This window comes from Synechococcus sp. MEDNS5 (assembly GCF_014279875.1).
Lineage (GTDB): Bacteria > Cyanobacteriota > Cyanobacteriia > PCC-6307 > Cyanobiaceae > Synechococcus_C.
Genome location: NZ_CP047952.1, coordinates 1,691,012 through 1,705,506, shown reverse-complemented (window position 1 = coordinate 1,705,506; position 14,495 = coordinate 1,691,012). Strand labels below are relative to the sequence as shown.

Sequence of the window (14,495 nt, the reverse complement as noted above, 5' to 3'; positions counted from 1 at the left end):
ATCAACTCACGTCGTCTTGCCCCTCTGTCAGGGAATTCTTGTCGATTTGATTGTAGTAACCCTGGGTGAGTTCAGACAGTTTCTCCAGCCAGGGTGACTCCAAACCCAGAGAGGTCGCGTTAACAATCAAAGCGCGATCTGTTCCCTGATGTTGGCGATTTGTGTTTTCCCCGGCGTAGAACGTGGCGGTGGGTTCATGATCCCTGCTCGACCAGCCGCCACCATCGCGATCTCGATTGGGTTGTCCATCCGACATTAAATACAGCGTGTCAGTTTCTGTGTCGTCAAATGCTTTCTGAATGGCATTCCAAGGATCTGTTCCGCCCCATTTGGTCACTCTTTCATCGTCAAGTGTGTTCACAAACTGAATGGCTGAGTTGCGTTTGCCCTCATCCCCCAAGCGCACCAAACCACTTGACGATTCACTCCATTCCTTGTTGTTCTTGTAGCCACCGGAGCTGAAAGCGGTTAAGCCCACCTTGGTGTTGTTGGGCAGCTGCTCAAGGATCATCGTCATTTCACTGATCAAGGATTCCATGCGGGTTAACGCGCAAATCCGGCGGGTGTCCCGGTAGCGCCCTTGGTTGGGGTCGTAAAAGGTGCGCCAGGAGCCATAGCCATCTCCCCACATCAAGCAGGCACTCATTGAGCCTGATCCGTCGATCACAAAGCGCACATTGCTGCTGGTGATGTTCTGGAAGAAGGCACCGTTGAGTGGACCCCCCTGGCCCTCACCGCCAAAGTTGTCGACGCGTTTATCGGCACGCGCGAAAGCTGTGAAATAGAGGGGTTGGTACGTCACTTGTCTGTCGCCCACCCCCAGCTTGTTGATGAAGCTTTCGGTGATGGTGTCTTCATCCTGCCCCTCGCTCCCTGCGGTGGGGTCGATGAACTTCACCAATTTGTAGTTGGTGTCGGTTTCAATCCGCAGGGCTGGTTGGCGTTCTGACCGACTCGGGGTTTTCCCTGCAGTGAAGGTGAAATTTGTGCTGTTCAGAATCTGGGCCTTGGTAGGGCCATCCTCTTCACACACGGTGGCCAGGCTTTGGCCTTCCTCGAGTTCGCTTTCCTTGCGGCAGGGAATGGCACCGATGTCGTCCAGGACGCGAGAAAGGAAAAGATTCGCCGTTTCGTTGTATTTGCCATCTGGATTCAGTGGTGCACCACAGCGTTCAATCGTGAATCCACCTGATCCCAGGCTCATGCCATAAAGAACGGGTTGATTCAATTCAATCATCTTCACACCGAATAAGGGCTTGAAGGGACGATTGCCAGCTAGAGCTGTGCACTCGCTCACTAAGGATGTATAGCGGCTGTCATGCAGGTTTATATGGGCTTGATCCTCTGTAAATGCTTCTGATTTGTTGAGCACAAGGTGCATGCTGCGCTCGACTTCTGAGCGCATGAGCCGGAGGCCATTGGTGGAATTCTGGCGAAGAGTTGTTTTCTCCTCAGATTGTTTAATAAGCTTTCCTGTGGATTGGAGTGCGACCCCAGAAGCCATGATTAAGAGTGTTCCTACTCCAGCTGCGATAACCAGTTCGTTCATTCCCGCAAAGCCGTTCTGTTTTGGCTTGTGTTGAGCATTGGTAAGCAAGGTTCTGAGTTTCATGCCCCATTCACAGCTTGATTTATCTACTGTGGTTGATTGTTGATCAATCGGTCTGTGTTGGTCCTGATAATGATCTGAGCGGCAACTGAGAAGAGCTTATTTTTCGCATTTGGAGGTGTTTGTATTCCAGCTTGCTCGGAATACTGTTCCGGTTCCAGAAATCTGCAGGCAGCGGGTGCGTAAGCGTTGTTCCTGGGTGTTGGTGGAGCGGATCAGAAAAATAAGATCCTCCGACATCGTGCTGGTTCCTGGGGGTGTGAGCTCATAGCTTGCGAGATTCACGCTCATGACCACTGCTTCTGATTCTGGTGTCCCTTCACGATCAAGTAGACGCAGCGAACGGTCGCGGATGATTTTGTCTTTTTCCGCTCCGCTGGAATCTCCAGCTAACAATGTCCCAATCTCAGGCCCATAGGCGCAGCCGCTGGATCGACCTGCAGCTTCAATATCGCTGTTGCAGCATTCGATGCGCTCAGGATGGTCTTTCATCTCCACCACATCAGCGGGTGCAGCGAAATTGTTGAGTCCACTTGTGTCGAAGTTCAATGTGCAACTGGTTTTCTGTTGGCCGAGCTTGGCGCGCAGTCCAAATAAGCCGGCTTCCAATTGCTGGGTGTAGCGGTCGACCTCACCCTGACGCATGTTGCGCAGATAGGACGGAATCGCTGCCGATACGCCGATGGTGACGATCACCATCCCCACAAGGAGTTCAAGGAGTGAAAAACCTGCTGATTTGGTTTTCATCGTGTGCTGTAACACTTGGCTGCAAAGTTTGGGGTCATCTCAATAACTCGTTGTTCCGCCTTGACCTGCTGTTCGGGGCCTTCAAAGCTATAGACAATGCGGAGAATTCCAGGAATTGAATCAATGTCAAATGTGCGTGTGATTGCTGCGAGACGAGGCTCTGGTGCAACAGTTTGGAGGTGATTACCCAGTTTTTCTGGAGGGTTCGTGCAAGCGCTTTTTAGGGCTTCTTGTCCTCCATTCTCGACGATCCACGCATCGGTGTAGTAGGAATCTTCTTTTTGCATGGCTTGAATATTGTCATTAATTGCGGCCTCAATGCTTGCCCGATCTGAGAGGTTTGCGCTACCACTTAAAGCTGCTACCGAAATTCGGCTCACCGCTGCTAAAGCAGAAGCCAGAAGAATCCCCGCGATCAGCACCTCGACCATGGAAAATCCATTAACTGGTTTCCTTGATCGCTTCTGGTGTCGATAGCGAAGTCTGTTCTTCACCCGATGGTGTCAATCAATAACAATTGAAGTGCTCTACCAATCAGTTCTAACTGATCTTTGTTGGCTGGGTCTGAGTAGTGGATGAGCGTTGAATTACCAACGCCGGAACGTATCGAGGCCTGTGCCGCGGATCCCGCGGGTCACCATCTGGCCATAACCCGGAAAGTTCTGGCTTTCCCAATCCCACTGTTCATTCAGATCACGCACAACAGTGCTGTCGCCACTGGTGCCGCTGACCAAAGTGAAGGGACCTGCATCCGTACAGATCCCATCGGCCCAGATCAGTCCATTCAGGCTGGTGCGGCTGGTCCCTGTTTTCACAATGCCAGGAATCAGATGCACGCTCGCCGCAGGAAGACTGTCGCCTTCAAAGGCAAGCACATACTTATCGCTTACGGGTGATACCCCGCAACTGCGCACGCCGCTGGGTTTTGGTGCAGCAGACAAGATGATCAGTTGTTCTGGCTTGCCATTGCAGATGTCACTGCTCGCGTCGACGCCGCAGAGTTGAGCGCCACTGCCAAGGTTGATGCTGCCGGTGATGCCCGGTTCTGAGGGGGGCACGGTGGAGGTGCCGGGGTATTCCAAATGCAGAACAACAGGGCGGTTTGCACTGGTTTCAATCAGCAGTCGCGTGCTGGTGAGGTTGATATGTTCCACAAAGATATGGCAGTCGTCTCCAGTCCCTTTGCAGAGTTCGCTCGAACTGAGCCGGATGACAGAACCGCCATCTTCTTCCAGATCGTCACGTTCTTCGGCGTTGGCTGAGTCGGAATCACGGCTGCAGACAATGGCATCACAATCTTCCAATGAATCGGTGTCGTCAAAGCTCCAAATCCGCACCTTGTCTGAGTCACTTGCCTGGTCTTGGGTCAGGCCAAGGTTCCACAAATTGCTGGTGGGCAAGCCTTTCTCGAGGATGGGAATTACTCTGTTTTTTAGGTTGTCGTTGGTGTTGCTGACTCCCACATCCTCGAGCAGGTTGGAGGGCAAGCATCCGTTGGCCGTGAGATAGCGATCAGCCGAGTTGACGTTTAGCAGCACTTTGCCCTCACCTGTGTTTCCATTTCTGTCGAGAATTTCGGTGTCTCCCAGCGAGAGTGTTTGGCCCGCCAATACCGCCCAGTCCCCTTCTCCGGCGACAATCGAGTTCACATAGAGCGATCGAAGTAGCAGGGTTCTGGCGAGATAGCCCTTGCCTGGATCATCACCATCGCGCACCACCAGGCCTTCGATTTGAAAGCGTCCTTCCCCTGCACCGTTGTTGCTGGCCGTTGCCGTGGTGGTGTAACCCCGTAATCGGTACTGAAGTTGGATGTTGGCTTTCCCATCGTCCCGTTGGCTGGATGTGCTCTCCGTTAGTGCTACGTGGGGAGGCTCGCCTGTGCTGCTGCTGGCTGGCACGGCCTCTGGCAATTGGCTGCGGTTGGTGCACAGTTCTCTTAAAGGAAAATCATCTTGGTTGGAGGCGTTCCAACCCCATTTCTCACTTCCAGAACTATCAATATCCCCGCCGTGATGATCGAGGGTGAAAAGGTAGCCCTTGTAGGCCGTGTTGTCATCGTTGTTGAGTTCGCTGAGGATCCTGTTGAAACCGTTCAATGCAGCGGTTTCGGCCATCTGCTGATAACTCTCCGCGGCTCCCAGCTTTCGGCCCATCAACTGCCGAAGCAGTAATCCAGTAACGCCGGCCATCAGCACCATTCCCATCATCAAGGCAATCAACATCGAAAGCCCTTGCTCCTGCTTAGGGCTCTTGCGTGCTGAGTGCTTCTTGAAGGGAGGGCGTGGAGATTTCATTTATCCGCAGTTGGGAGCCGAAGCGGCGGCAGTTTGGGTTCCTTGGTTGATACCGCTGGCTCCGTTGGTGAGATTCACGCAGGCAATGACGTTGAGATTGGGTTCATCTTCACGTATAGCTGTGATCGTGAAGAGGTTGTCGGTGTTGCTGATGGCTACGTCGTAATAGCCTCCTGCAAGGGTGATTGCTTGAAAGTTGTCTTGGGTGGCTGGTCCATCGTCGGTCATTACTGCACTCGTGTCGTTAAGCTCAGCCCAGCTTGTTGGTAAGACGCCAAATTCATCGGCATAGGATGCGATGGTGGTTTGGATTTGAGCGATTGTTGAAGCGGCTTCGTTTTGCCGAGTGCGGTTGACTTGGTTGAGGTAATTTGGCAGCGCAACAGATGAAAGTATTCCAACTAATGCGGTGACAACCATGACCTCAGTAAGCGTGAAGCCTGCTGAAGACCAATGCTTCTTGTGTTTGATTAACAAGGCTGACTTTTCTTTGCATTCATATTAGCACTTGCCTGCAGAATTAAACCATGAGCATGTTTAGTTTTTCATGAGTTTTTCCTTAGCAAGGTGTATTTAATGCAGAAAGCCCGCCATGAGGCGGGCTCTGAATCTTTCTGTAGTGTGATGCTATTTCTTTTATCCTTCTGGTGGGGCTTCGCATGCGGTAAACCCTGGCGCATCACCGCAGAATGCAATATTTCCGCCTTTTGTCACGTCTACGCTTCCAACAATCTCTTTATCTTTGAGGTCTCCAGAATCGGCGCCTCCTTTGGCCGTAACAGTTACGGTTGCTGGTGTTGAGCCGTCACATGTAAATCCGAAAGTGTTTGTGGATGCTGGGCACTGGCCTGGTGCATCAGCATCGTCTGAAGCCACTTCCCACGCACCTAGGCCGGTAGTTCCAGTTTCCGTCCAGGCAATTTGCGCCTCTTTCAGTGCTGAGGAGGTGAGGGTTTTGGCTTCAGTAGCTTTCGCTTTGCTGGTTTGACTTAAGAAGTTTGGAAGTGCCACAGCTGAGAGGATTCCAACAATCACAATCACGATCATCAGCTCCACGAGGGTGAAGCCCTTCTCGAGCAGATTGCGGGATTTCTTGCGGTTGAGCAGTGCCAGCTGGAGCCGGCTGTTGAGTGTGGTCATGGCTGGTCCGATGGTGATAAGTGAACTGGCACGTTTCGTGCTCACGGATCAACCATCTCCTTTTCTCATGGTTCGTACAGGAAGGAACGGCTAAAGCTTCCTAAGAAGGTTCTTAGGGTTGCTCTCAGCTTTTGCGGCGCACCGTTCTGCCATCACTGCGCGGCTGGCTTCAGTCCACCGCCTTGCTCTCGGTGATTGCCGGCTATGTGCTGCTGCTGCTGGTGAATGCTGCCTTGGGCGATCTCCAGCGCAAACAGCAGCACCTGAAGCTGGCGGCATCCCTGCTTCAGCAGGCCTCCACCGGTGCTTTGGACGCTGGACCCCTCGGTTCCCTGGGCCTGGACGCGCGTGTGCTCGCTGATGGTGAGCTGCAGTCGCCCACGCTCCAACCAGGCCTCTCGGGCCAGCAGTGGTTGCTCAGCCGCTCCAGCTTCCGATTACCCAATAACGAGCGCCGCCTTCTTGAGCTGCGCCAAGACGTGACGGACTCTCTTCAGCAGCAGCAGTTCTCGCAGATGCTGCTGGTGGCCGCCGCTGGCGCTTCCATTTTGTTCACCTCCCTTCTCCTGAGGCCGGTGTTGAAGCGCGGGCTGGTGCTGCCCCTCAATGACCTTGATCAGGAGCTCCAGGCTCTCGAGGCCGACACCCTCGGTGAGCACCTGCTCGATTCCAGCCGTCAGCCCCAGGAACTGCGTGCAATCGCCGAGGCCTTCAACAATCTCCAGCAACGCCTGGCAGCGGCCTGGCAGCGGGAGCGCTCGTTTGTGGATGGCGTGGCCCATGAGCTGCGCACGCCGATCACGGTGATCTCAGGCCACAGCCAAAGGCTGCAGCGTCAAATGCTTTCGGATTTGGCGCGGGATTCAGCCGACAGCATCGATTTAGAAGCCAGGAGAATGGGCACGTTGCTCACAGCCCTGCGCGAACTGGCCCGCTGCGATGCCGGTCGTTTGCAGTTGCAGCCGGCGCGTCTTGATGCCGAGGAACAACTGCTCCTGGCCTATGAGCAGGCCTGTGCCCGTGCAGGGGAACGCCTGCATTTGCCGCTTCCCTCTTCTCAACGGCTGCCACTGTTTTCAGCTGATGCCACGCGTCTGCAGCAGAGCCTGCAGTTGTTGATCACCAATGCCCTCAGCTTCAGCACCGGCTCTGTGCGCTTGTTCGCCGAGGTGATCGGCCATCAACTGGTGCTGCATGTGCAGGATTCCGGGCCGGGTATCGCCGAATCGGAGCGAACGCTGGTGCTGCAGCGCTTTCAACGGGGATCCACGGCTGCGGGGCAACGCGGTCCTGGCATCGGCCTGGCGTTGGTGGATGAACTTACGCGGGCGATGAATGGCGAGGTGGTGATTGCTGAGGCACCCGGGGGTGGGGCCGATCTGCAGCTGCGTTTCAAGCTTGCGGCAGCCGCGCCATGAAGCCCACACCGCGCACAGTATGCAGCAGCCGGGGACGATCGGGCCCTTCCAGCTTGCGGCGCAGATAGCCCATGTACACATCCAGGGTGTTGGGGTCGCCGACGAACGGCGCCCCCCAAACGCTGTCGAGGATGTGTTGGCGGGCCTGCACTTCGCCATGGTGTTTCACCAGAAAGGCGAGTAGATCAAACTCCCGCTGAGAGAGCGCTAACTCCTGTTCGCCGAGCTGCACTTTGCGGTTGATCAGGTCCAGCTGCAAATCGCCGAGGGTCAAGGTTTCGGCGGAGGAGCCTGGGTTGGTGTAGCGGCTGCGCCGCAGCTGGGCGCGCACCCGTGCATGCAGTTCCGGCAGCTCGAATGGTTTGGTGATGTAGTCATCGGCGCCCAGATCAAGGGCTTGCACCCGATCCTCCAGATCGTGATGGGCCGTGAGCATCAGCACCGGTGTGGTGTCGCCGCTGCTGCGCAGACGCCTGCAGATCTCAATGCCATTGAAATCCGGAAGGTTCCAGTCGAGCACCACCAGGTCAAAGCGCTGTTGGCGCAGTAGCAGCAACGCCTCCGCGCCGCAGTTGGCCCCCTGGCACTCAATGCCGTCCTGGCTGAGTTCCTCCAGCAGAAACTGCAACAGCTCCGGGTCGTCGTCGACGATCAGCAGTTGGCCGCTGGGCTCCTCGGCCATCGCGAATAGGTCGTTGCCGTCACCTTATGGCTGGAGTGCGGGGAAAGCTCTAGGCAGTTGCGATGCTCACGTTCCCATGCTCTGTCGCGAATCGCTCCGGCATCAGCACCGGCCGCTGGCCCAAGGCTTTGTGATGCCCCTGGCCCTGGGGGTGTCATCCCTGTTGCTGCTGGGCAGTGCCTCTATCCACACCCTCAGCCTCCAGGGACGCTTGCGGGCGGCGGCCCATCAGCAGCGCGCCACCAGTGCGGATCGGCTGCGTTCGGCGGCGCAGGCGTTTGCTGCAGCTGCCCAGGGTCCCCAGGCCTGCTTGTTGTCTTTGCCATCCATGGCCTGGGAGGTCGCACCATCCACCTGCCCAGAGGCGGATCCCCAACTTTTGACAAGTGGCGTTGTGGACGGGGAGTCCTGGCGGCTGATCCGTTGGGAACCGTCCGCGAACCGCGGAACCCTGCTGCTGGCGCTGGACGACGGCCGCCAAGCGCGCGTGTTGGTTCGTCTTACGCAGGAGTCAGCGGTGGCCTCGCTTGCGGAGCCCCAGCTGCTGGGCCGTTCCGGCCAGGAGGACGCCTGATGAACCTGATTGAAGTGCTGATCTCCAGCCTGCTGCTCGCAGCAAGCAGTGCCGCTGCTTTGGGGGTGTGGAGTCAGGCGGCAAGCGAAGTGGCGGCGTCCACTCGGCTGGAGCAGCAGGCGGATCAGTTGGAACGTCTCCGTTTGGCGAGCCATCGCTGGCTGATCGCCGAAGCCGGGGCCCATACCCTCATCAACGGCTCATGCCGGTTTGATGTGAGCAGTCTCAGCGTAGCCATGGATCAGGCTTTGCCAGCACCCGAGGGCACCACTCGGCACCTGAGTGCCGATCCCCATGGCCTGGGGCTCTGGCAGGAGCTGGAGGCCCGCGCACCCCAGGGCCGTGCTGTTCGGCAGCGGCGGCAGCTGATCACCCCAGGGGCCTATGGCCTGTGCCAGCCATGACGCGCTCCCGCAATGGATTCACCCTGGTGGAGGTGATGGTGGTGGTCGCCATCGTGGGCATCAGCTGCAGCATCGGCCTGGTGCATGCCGGGGCCGACCGGGATCGTCTGCAGCTCGATGCGGCGGCTCGTCGCCTGCGCCTGGGGCTTGAACGTGCCCGGCTCTCAGCCCGCAGGGATCAGCAGGCCTGCGCTGTGGCCTTGATGGCAGACGGCTGGGTGGCGGCCGACCACGCCAGCTTGCCCCCCTGCAGCGGTGCGGCCCTGTCGCTCCAGGAGGGTATTGGCCAGGCCGAGATCAAAGTGCACACCAACCTGCCCTCTGTGCTGCGGGTGTCAGCCAACGGTTTGCTCCTTGATGGCGGCACAACGGTGTTAAGTCACTTCAGAGTGTCTGGCAGCCCCTGTCTGGTGGTGAGCCTTCCCCTGGGGATCAGCCGAATTGGCCGTTATGCGGGCTCTCCCCTAGCTGGGGGCGATGCCTTGCGCAGCAGCCAGTGTCTGCCCTTGCCTCAGGAGGGCTGAACCGATGATTCATCGCCGATGCGCCAGGGGCTTCACCCTGTTGGAGCTGTTGCTGGCTCTCACTCTGGGCACTGCGCTGTTTGCGCTGCTGCTGTGCTTGATCAGTGCCGACCTGCGGCTTGGCTCGGCCATGGCTGAGCGCCTGCAGACCAAAGGCCTTCAGCGCCGCACCCTGGAGCTGATCAAAGCCGAGATTGCGACCGCTCAGGGCTGGATGGTGGATCCACCCCCCTCGAAAGCCTGGCCTTGCGCCCTCAGCGGACGGCGACCCGTGCTCGCCATCGCCATGGGGGCCGGCGATCCTGATGCCCGGGGCAGCGATGTGATCGTCTATTCCGTTGGCCGGGCACCTTCGGCGATCTGGCGTGGACAGGTGCTGATGCGCTGCGGTCCGTCTTACGGGATCGATGGCGTGATTAATCTTGAAGGGGCCTATCAAAACCGGGTGTTGCTGGATGCATTGCCCGATCGTTCCGTTCCTGGATTCAGCGCGCAGAACCATCCAACGCTTCCGCTGCTCCAACTGCAACTGGAGCAGGAGCTTCGTGATGGGTCTGGCCAACACCGGCGCTTCCAGAGCCGTCTGGATGCCTGAGCAGAGGATGTGTTGGCTCGTTCATCCCCTAGTTGGGGGACGACAAGGGCTTGGCTCTGCTTTGAAATGACTGTGTTGTTCCCAGGTTGGCTGATGCCTTGGCGGCCACGCCTGTTAACGGCACCACCTACAGCGATTCAGCGTCGTTTGGAACGCACAAGCCTGGTGGCTGTTTTGCTGGGCTATGGATTGCTGCTGGTGGTGAACCTGCAGGTGTTTGCCCAGCAGCGTTATCAACGCCAGCTGGACATGATGCGCAGAGCGGAGCGTGTCGTCCTGCGCAGCAGTGCGGAGCAGGTGGATGCGCAGACGCTGCAGCGCACCTTGAGCCACTTCTCAACATTTGATCTGGCCCTCTGGGGGCATCCCACGGGCTTTCCAGCCGGCATGGTGATGCCCCAGCTCAGCAGCAACGATCTAATCGTCTCCACGCCGGCGCTGCGTTTTCAGGCCGAAGAACAGGTGCGCCGCATGTCCCGTCCGCAGACCTTTGAGGCCGAAGGACGCACCTACACGGTGAGTGGCACGACCCTCACCCTGGGCAAGACCCCCTGGAGTCTCTATCTGCTGAAGGATGTGAGCGAGGACGTGGCCCTGCAGCACCAGCTCAATTGGATCCTCACCGCTGCGGCAGTGCTGGCGTCCCTGATCACGATCCTGTTAAACCGCCGCGGCATTCAGCGCAGCCTTCGTCCCTTGCGCCGTTTCGGCGACACCCTCAGCGCTGTGCGCTCCAGTTCGCTGCAACAGCAACGCTTCACGCCGGGCCAGGAACCAGAGGAGCTCCGGCCCCTCGCCCATGCTTTCAACGAGCTGTTGGATCGCCTGGCTCAGTCCTTTGAGCGTCAGCGGCAGTTCGCCAGCACTGTGAGCCACGAGCTGCGCAATCCGATCACTCTGATCGCCGGCTACAGCCGCCGTTTGTTGCGTCGTTCCGACAACCTCTCCGAGGACCAGCGCCATCAACTGGCGATCGTCGAGGAGGAAAGCCGTCGTTTGGGTCGGCTGGTCACGGGCTTGCTGGCGATCACGCGAGCCGAAACCGGCAGCCTGCAACTCGAGCTCCAACCCTTGAGTGTTTGCGAGGCGGTGCGGCAGGCGATTGCCCTGGCCGAGGGGGCTGGCGAACGCCAGTTTCTCTTCTGCCCTGCTGATGGCATCGATCCCCACAGCCTGCAGGCCTGGGCGGATCGCGATCGGGTCGTGCAGTGCCTCGTGAATCTGATCGAGAATGCCTGCAAGTACAGCCCCGCACACACTCCGGTTGAGATTGGCTGCTCCAGCACACCGTCGCGGGTAGAGCTGCGCGTTCGCGACCATGGCCCGGGAATTCCGCTAGACGAACGCAGCCTCGTTTTTGAGCGGTTCCGCCGCGGGCAACACAACACCGGCATCCCTGGTAGCGGAATCGGTCTGGCGGTGGTGTCCACCCTCGTCTCCCAGATGGAAGGAGCTGTGTCGGTGGAGGACGGCGAGGGCGGAGGAGCCGTGTTCGTGATCAGCCTCAGGCGATGCCCTGGTCCCTCGGATCCACGGCTTCAGCCTCATCGCCAGTGAGGAGATAAAACGCGATCACGGCAAGGCAGGCGATGGTGAGAAACAAATGATCGATCCAGCCAAAGCGCACGCCCATGCCCATCAGGGCAATGTGAGTGTTCACCACCACCAGTACAACCGAGAAGGGAGCGAACAGCAACGCGGGCAGCGGCTGGACGCTGCGGCGTTGACGCCACAGGCTCACCAAGGGGGGGATCAGCACGGCGGTTGAGAGTGCATGCAGCAGGCGCATGCTCACCTCGCTGTGCAGGTGGGGGGTGATCGTGGCCCAGAGGTTGGCCGGCACCAGCAATGTGCAGAGGATGAGGTAGGCGATCATCAAGCCGATTGCAGAAGGATGCGGAAGCGGCTGCCCATCCCGGGTTCACTGGCCACAGTGATGGATCCCCCCATCGCCTCCACCAGTAATTTCACCACGGAGAGACCGAGGCCGCTGCCGCTGTGGCCCCCGGTGTTCGACCCGCGATGGAAGCGTTCAAAGATGTGGGGTTGGTCGGCGCTGGGAATGCCGATGCCATGGTCGATCACCTCCACCTGAACTCCCTCGGCAACCCGCCCAAGGGTGAGCTGGATCGGTTGATCCGGCGGTGAGTACTTGTGAGCGTTTTCCACCAGGTTGACCAGCACCTGATGCAGCCGGGATGCATCGGCGAGGGCGACGAGAGATGCCTGATCGTTGGGTCCTTGGACTTCCATCGTGCGGCCGTAGACAGGCCCCTGCACGCGCACGATGCTGTCGATGAGGGGGGGCAGGGGCACCGCTTCCTCCTTCACCTGCAACCGGCCGGAATCACTGCGGGAGAGATCCAGCAGGTCGTTGAGGAGCTGCTGCATGTCGGTGGTTTCGTCTTGGGCGTCTTGGAGGCGTTGCATCAATGCCGGATCCAGATCCGGTGCCTTGCGCATCACCCGTTTCAGCGAACCGGATACGAGGGTGAGTGGCGTTTGCAATTCATGGCTCACCGCGCTCACGAATTGGCGCTGCTGACTCCACGACCAAGCCAGCCGCTCGATCAGGGCGTTGTAAGTGCGCGTGAGGCGGGTGAGCTCCAGAGGCCCGGTGGGGACCGGCAGAGCTGCCGATTTCAGCCCGTCGGCGGTGAGTTCAGCGCTGCGGTCGCTCAGATCCTGCAAGGGCTTGGTGATCCGTCGCACCAGCAGGGTGACCAGCGCTAGGGAGCCCCCAAGGCAGCTTCCCCAGATCAGAATCATCCAGCCCAGGAATTCCGTCTGCGATTGCCCCAGCCCGGTGATCTCCGTGCTGCTCCAGAGCAGGGCACCGGAGGTCAACTTGCGGTCGAGCAGGGTGAGGTAATCGCGCCCATTCAGCTCGATCACATGGGCCTGTCCTGGCGTGCGCGTGCTGTTGGCGGCCATGGCTGTTTGCAGCAGGCCCTCCGGTCGTGGCAGGTGCGAGCGTTCCGGGCTGAGCACTGAGCCATCTGGCTGTTCCAGCCAGAGTTGGGTGCGCACGCTGGAGTGATCCTGCAGTTCCCTGCGGATCACATCCTGCCCCTCGCCGCCGTGGGCCACCAGGCAGAACGCCAGCGATTCCGACCCAGCCCGGAGCTCAGCCTCGCCCACTTGCAGGCGTGTGCGTTCGCTCAACCAGAGCCCTGTGCTTGTGGCCGCTGTGAATCCCAGCAGCACGGCGGCATAGGTGGCCAGCTGCAACTGGCCCAGCATGCTGCCTGTGAGGCGTTGCTTCCAGGGGCGCGTCGGTTGCATAGGCCAATCCTGCTCGTTGCCGCTCAGGCAGGCAAGAATGCACCTCACCACACTCTTGCGCTGACGTGAGCTTTGCGTCGTCTCCCCTGGGCACCGCCAGGCCGAGCCTTTCAGGCCGCATGGCGCGCTGGGGCCTGGTGATCGTGACGATTTACGTGCTCGTGGCGTTGGTCACCCCCCTGCTGCTGGCGGCTGGAGTGCTTCCCGATCCCAATGCCGGGCTGGACAATCCCATCTATGCACCCCCATCCCTGCAGCACTGGTGCGGTACGGACCGGCTTGGGCGGGATGTGTGTGTGCGCACGTTGCAGGGCAGTGGAGTGGCCTTGCAGGTGGTGCTGCTGGCCGTGGCGCTTGCCCTTGTGATCGGAGTGCCCCTGGGCATGGTGAGCGGGTATCTCGGCGGCGGTGTGGACCGAGTCCTGGTGTTGCTGATGGATACCCTCTACACCCTGCCGGTGCTGCTGCTGTCGGTGGTGCTGGCCTTTCTGCTCGGTCGGGGCATCCCCAACGCGGCTGCAGCCCTTTGCGTGGTGTATGTGCCGCAGTACTTCCGTGTGGTGCGCAATCAAACGGCCCAGGTGAAAGCTGAATTGTTCGTGGAGGCGGCCCGCACCTTGGGCGCGGGTCCGGTCTGGATTCTCCGCCGCTACCTGCTGCGCAACGTGATCACCTCCGTGCCGGTGTTGCTCACGCTCAATGCGGCTGATGCGGTGTTGGTGCTGGGAGGCCTGGGATTTCTTGGCCTTGGTTTGCCGGAAACGGTTCCGGAATGGGGCAGTGATCTCAATCTGGCCCTGGCCGCTGTCCCCACCGGGATCTGGTGGACAGCTCTCTATCCAGGGCTGGCGATGTTCATCTTGGTTCTGGGGCTCTCTTTCCTGGGTGAAGGTCTGGAGGCGTGGGTGAGCAGCACAGGCCGAGACGCGGCACACTGAAACAAGCGCTTGATCCACCCATGCCTTACTGGGCCACGCTCGTGTTGTTGTCGCTGATGGTGATCCTCTGGGTGTCGGGCCGCGGCAATCCCGACGATGTGATCGGCCTGCTGGAGCAGATGCTGGCCATCACCCTGGGGCTGGTGGTGTTGTTCATCGGCCGCAGCCTGCTGCTTGAGGCGCTGGCGCTTGTGTTCGCGCTGCGTCTGCCTGCGGCCCGTCGCAACCATCCCGTTCAGCAGCGCACCCAGGGCAGCAAAGACGTGTTGATGCCGTTCTGAAGCC

The 14,495-nt window shown here is 59.1% G+C and carries 17 protein-coding genes; 8 read left to right on the top strand and 9 right to left on the bottom strand.

The genetic code is table 11. The features are described from left to right. Position 1: 1 nt before the first annotated feature. From SynMEDNS5_RS09185 to SynMEDNS5_RS13235, 6 genes are all read right to left on the bottom strand, one after another. Positions 2-1,405 carry a vWA domain-containing protein gene (locus tag SynMEDNS5_RS09185; protein ID WP_255440114.1) on the bottom strand — a complete coding sequence of 468 codons (1,404 nt, stop codon included), beginning with the start codon at positions 1,403-1,405 and terminating at the stop codon, positions 2-4. A gap of 303 nt (positions 1,406-1,708) precedes the next feature. Continuing rightward, positions 1,709-2,356, bottom strand: a complete 648-nt coding sequence (locus tag SynMEDNS5_RS09180) for a Tfp pilus assembly protein FimT/FimU (RefSeq protein WP_186583114.1) — start codon at positions 2,354-2,356, stop codon at positions 1,709-1,711. Then, positions 2,353-2,787, bottom strand: a complete 435-nt coding sequence (locus SynMEDNS5_RS09175) for a hypothetical protein (protein ID WP_186583112.1) — start codon at positions 2,785-2,787, stop codon at positions 2,353-2,355. Before SynMEDNS5_RS09175 ends, SynMEDNS5_RS09180 begins: the two co-directional genes overlap by 4 nt. A 156-nt stretch (positions 2,788-2,943) precedes the next feature. Next, the gene (locus tag SynMEDNS5_RS09170) at positions 2,944-4,650 is read right to left on the bottom strand and encodes a hypothetical protein (RefSeq protein ID WP_186583110.1); all 1,707 of its coding nucleotides are present in this window, start codon (positions 4,648-4,650) and stop codon (positions 2,944-2,946) included. Then, the gene (locus SynMEDNS5_RS09165) at positions 4,651-5,127 is read right to left on the bottom strand and encodes a type IV pilin protein (protein ID WP_255440112.1); all 477 of its coding nucleotides are present in this window, start codon (positions 5,125-5,127) and stop codon (positions 4,651-4,653) included. Positions 5,128-5,286: 159 nt separating this feature from the next. Beyond that, the gene (locus SynMEDNS5_RS13235; protein ID WP_186583107.1) at positions 5,287-5,790 is read right to left on the bottom strand and encodes a type IV pilin protein; all 504 of its coding nucleotides are present in this window, start codon (positions 5,788-5,790) and stop codon (positions 5,287-5,289) included. Positions 5,791-5,921: 131 nt separating this feature from the next. On the opposite strand from SynMEDNS5_RS13235, the gene SynMEDNS5_RS09155 reads away from it, so the two are divergent. After that, positions 5,922-7,208, top strand: coding sequence for a sensor histidine kinase KdpD (locus SynMEDNS5_RS09155; protein WP_186583106.1), 1,287 nt, complete (start codon positions 5,922-5,924; stop codon positions 7,206-7,208). Here the strand turns inward: SynMEDNS5_RS09155 and SynMEDNS5_RS09150 are convergent. Then, on the bottom strand, positions 7,183-7,890 hold the full coding sequence (locus tag SynMEDNS5_RS09150; protein WP_186583101.1) for a response regulator transcription factor: 708 nt from the start codon (positions 7,888-7,890) through the stop codon (positions 7,183-7,185). The genes SynMEDNS5_RS09155 and SynMEDNS5_RS09150 overlap by 26 nt on opposite strands. Positions 7,891-7,966: 76 nt before the next feature. Between SynMEDNS5_RS09150 and SynMEDNS5_RS09145 the strand changes: the two genes are divergently transcribed. The 5 genes from SynMEDNS5_RS09145 to SynMEDNS5_RS09125 all read left to right on the top strand — a co-directional run bounded on the left by SynMEDNS5_RS09145 (position 7,967) and on the right by SynMEDNS5_RS09125 (position 11,544). Beyond that, complete coding sequence (locus tag SynMEDNS5_RS09145) at positions 7,967-8,464, top strand: hypothetical protein (RefSeq protein ID WP_186583100.1); 498 nt, start codon at positions 7,967-7,969, stop codon at positions 8,462-8,464. Beyond that, positions 8,464-8,868: a hypothetical protein gene (locus SynMEDNS5_RS09140; protein WP_186583099.1), complete on the top strand. Its 405-nt coding sequence runs from the start codon at positions 8,464-8,466 to the stop codon at positions 8,866-8,868. The genes SynMEDNS5_RS09145 and SynMEDNS5_RS09140 overlap by 1 nt, the downstream gene beginning before the upstream one ends. Then, a complete protein-coding gene (locus SynMEDNS5_RS09135; protein WP_186583098.1) occupies positions 8,865-9,392 on the top strand; it encodes a prepilin-type N-terminal cleavage/methylation domain-containing protein in 528 nt (175 codons plus the stop codon). Before SynMEDNS5_RS09140 ends, SynMEDNS5_RS09135 begins: the two co-directional genes overlap by 4 nt. Positions 9,393-9,396: 4 nt before the next feature. Beyond that, the gene (locus SynMEDNS5_RS09130) at positions 9,397-9,987 is read left to right on the top strand and encodes a prepilin-type N-terminal cleavage/methylation domain-containing protein (RefSeq protein ID WP_186583096.1); all 591 of its coding nucleotides are present in this window, start codon (positions 9,397-9,399) and stop codon (positions 9,985-9,987) included. A 93-nt stretch (positions 9,988-10,080) separates the two neighbouring features. Next, complete coding sequence (locus SynMEDNS5_RS09125; protein WP_186583094.1) at positions 10,081-11,544, top strand: HAMP domain-containing sensor histidine kinase; 1,464 nt, start codon at positions 10,081-10,083, stop codon at positions 11,542-11,544. On the opposite strand, the gene SynMEDNS5_RS09120 is transcribed toward SynMEDNS5_RS09125, so the two are convergent. After that, positions 11,492-11,863 (bottom strand): hypothetical protein, encoded by a 372-nt coding sequence (locus tag SynMEDNS5_RS09120; RefSeq protein ID WP_186583092.1) that lies wholly within the window; start codon positions 11,861-11,863, stop codon positions 11,492-11,494. The genes SynMEDNS5_RS09125 and SynMEDNS5_RS09120 overlap by 53 nt on opposite strands. Next, complete coding sequence (locus SynMEDNS5_RS09115) at positions 11,863-13,272, bottom strand: HAMP domain-containing sensor histidine kinase (protein ID WP_186583091.1); 1,410 nt, start codon at positions 13,270-13,272, stop codon at positions 11,863-11,865. The genes SynMEDNS5_RS09120 and SynMEDNS5_RS09115 overlap by 1 nt, the downstream gene beginning before the upstream one ends. Positions 13,273-13,391: 119 nt before the next feature. Between SynMEDNS5_RS09115 and SynMEDNS5_RS09110 the strand changes: the two genes are divergently transcribed. Both SynMEDNS5_RS09110 and SynMEDNS5_RS09105 read left to right on the top strand, forming a co-directional pair. Then, the gene (locus SynMEDNS5_RS09110) at positions 13,392-14,210 is read left to right on the top strand and encodes an ABC transporter permease (protein ID WP_255440386.1); all 819 of its coding nucleotides are present in this window, start codon (positions 13,392-13,394) and stop codon (positions 14,208-14,210) included. A 20-nt stretch (positions 14,211-14,230) separates the two neighbouring features. Next, complete coding sequence (locus SynMEDNS5_RS09105) at positions 14,231-14,491, top strand: hypothetical protein (protein WP_186583089.1); 261 nt, start codon at positions 14,231-14,233, stop codon at positions 14,489-14,491. Positions 14,492-14,495 lie beyond the last annotated feature (4 nt).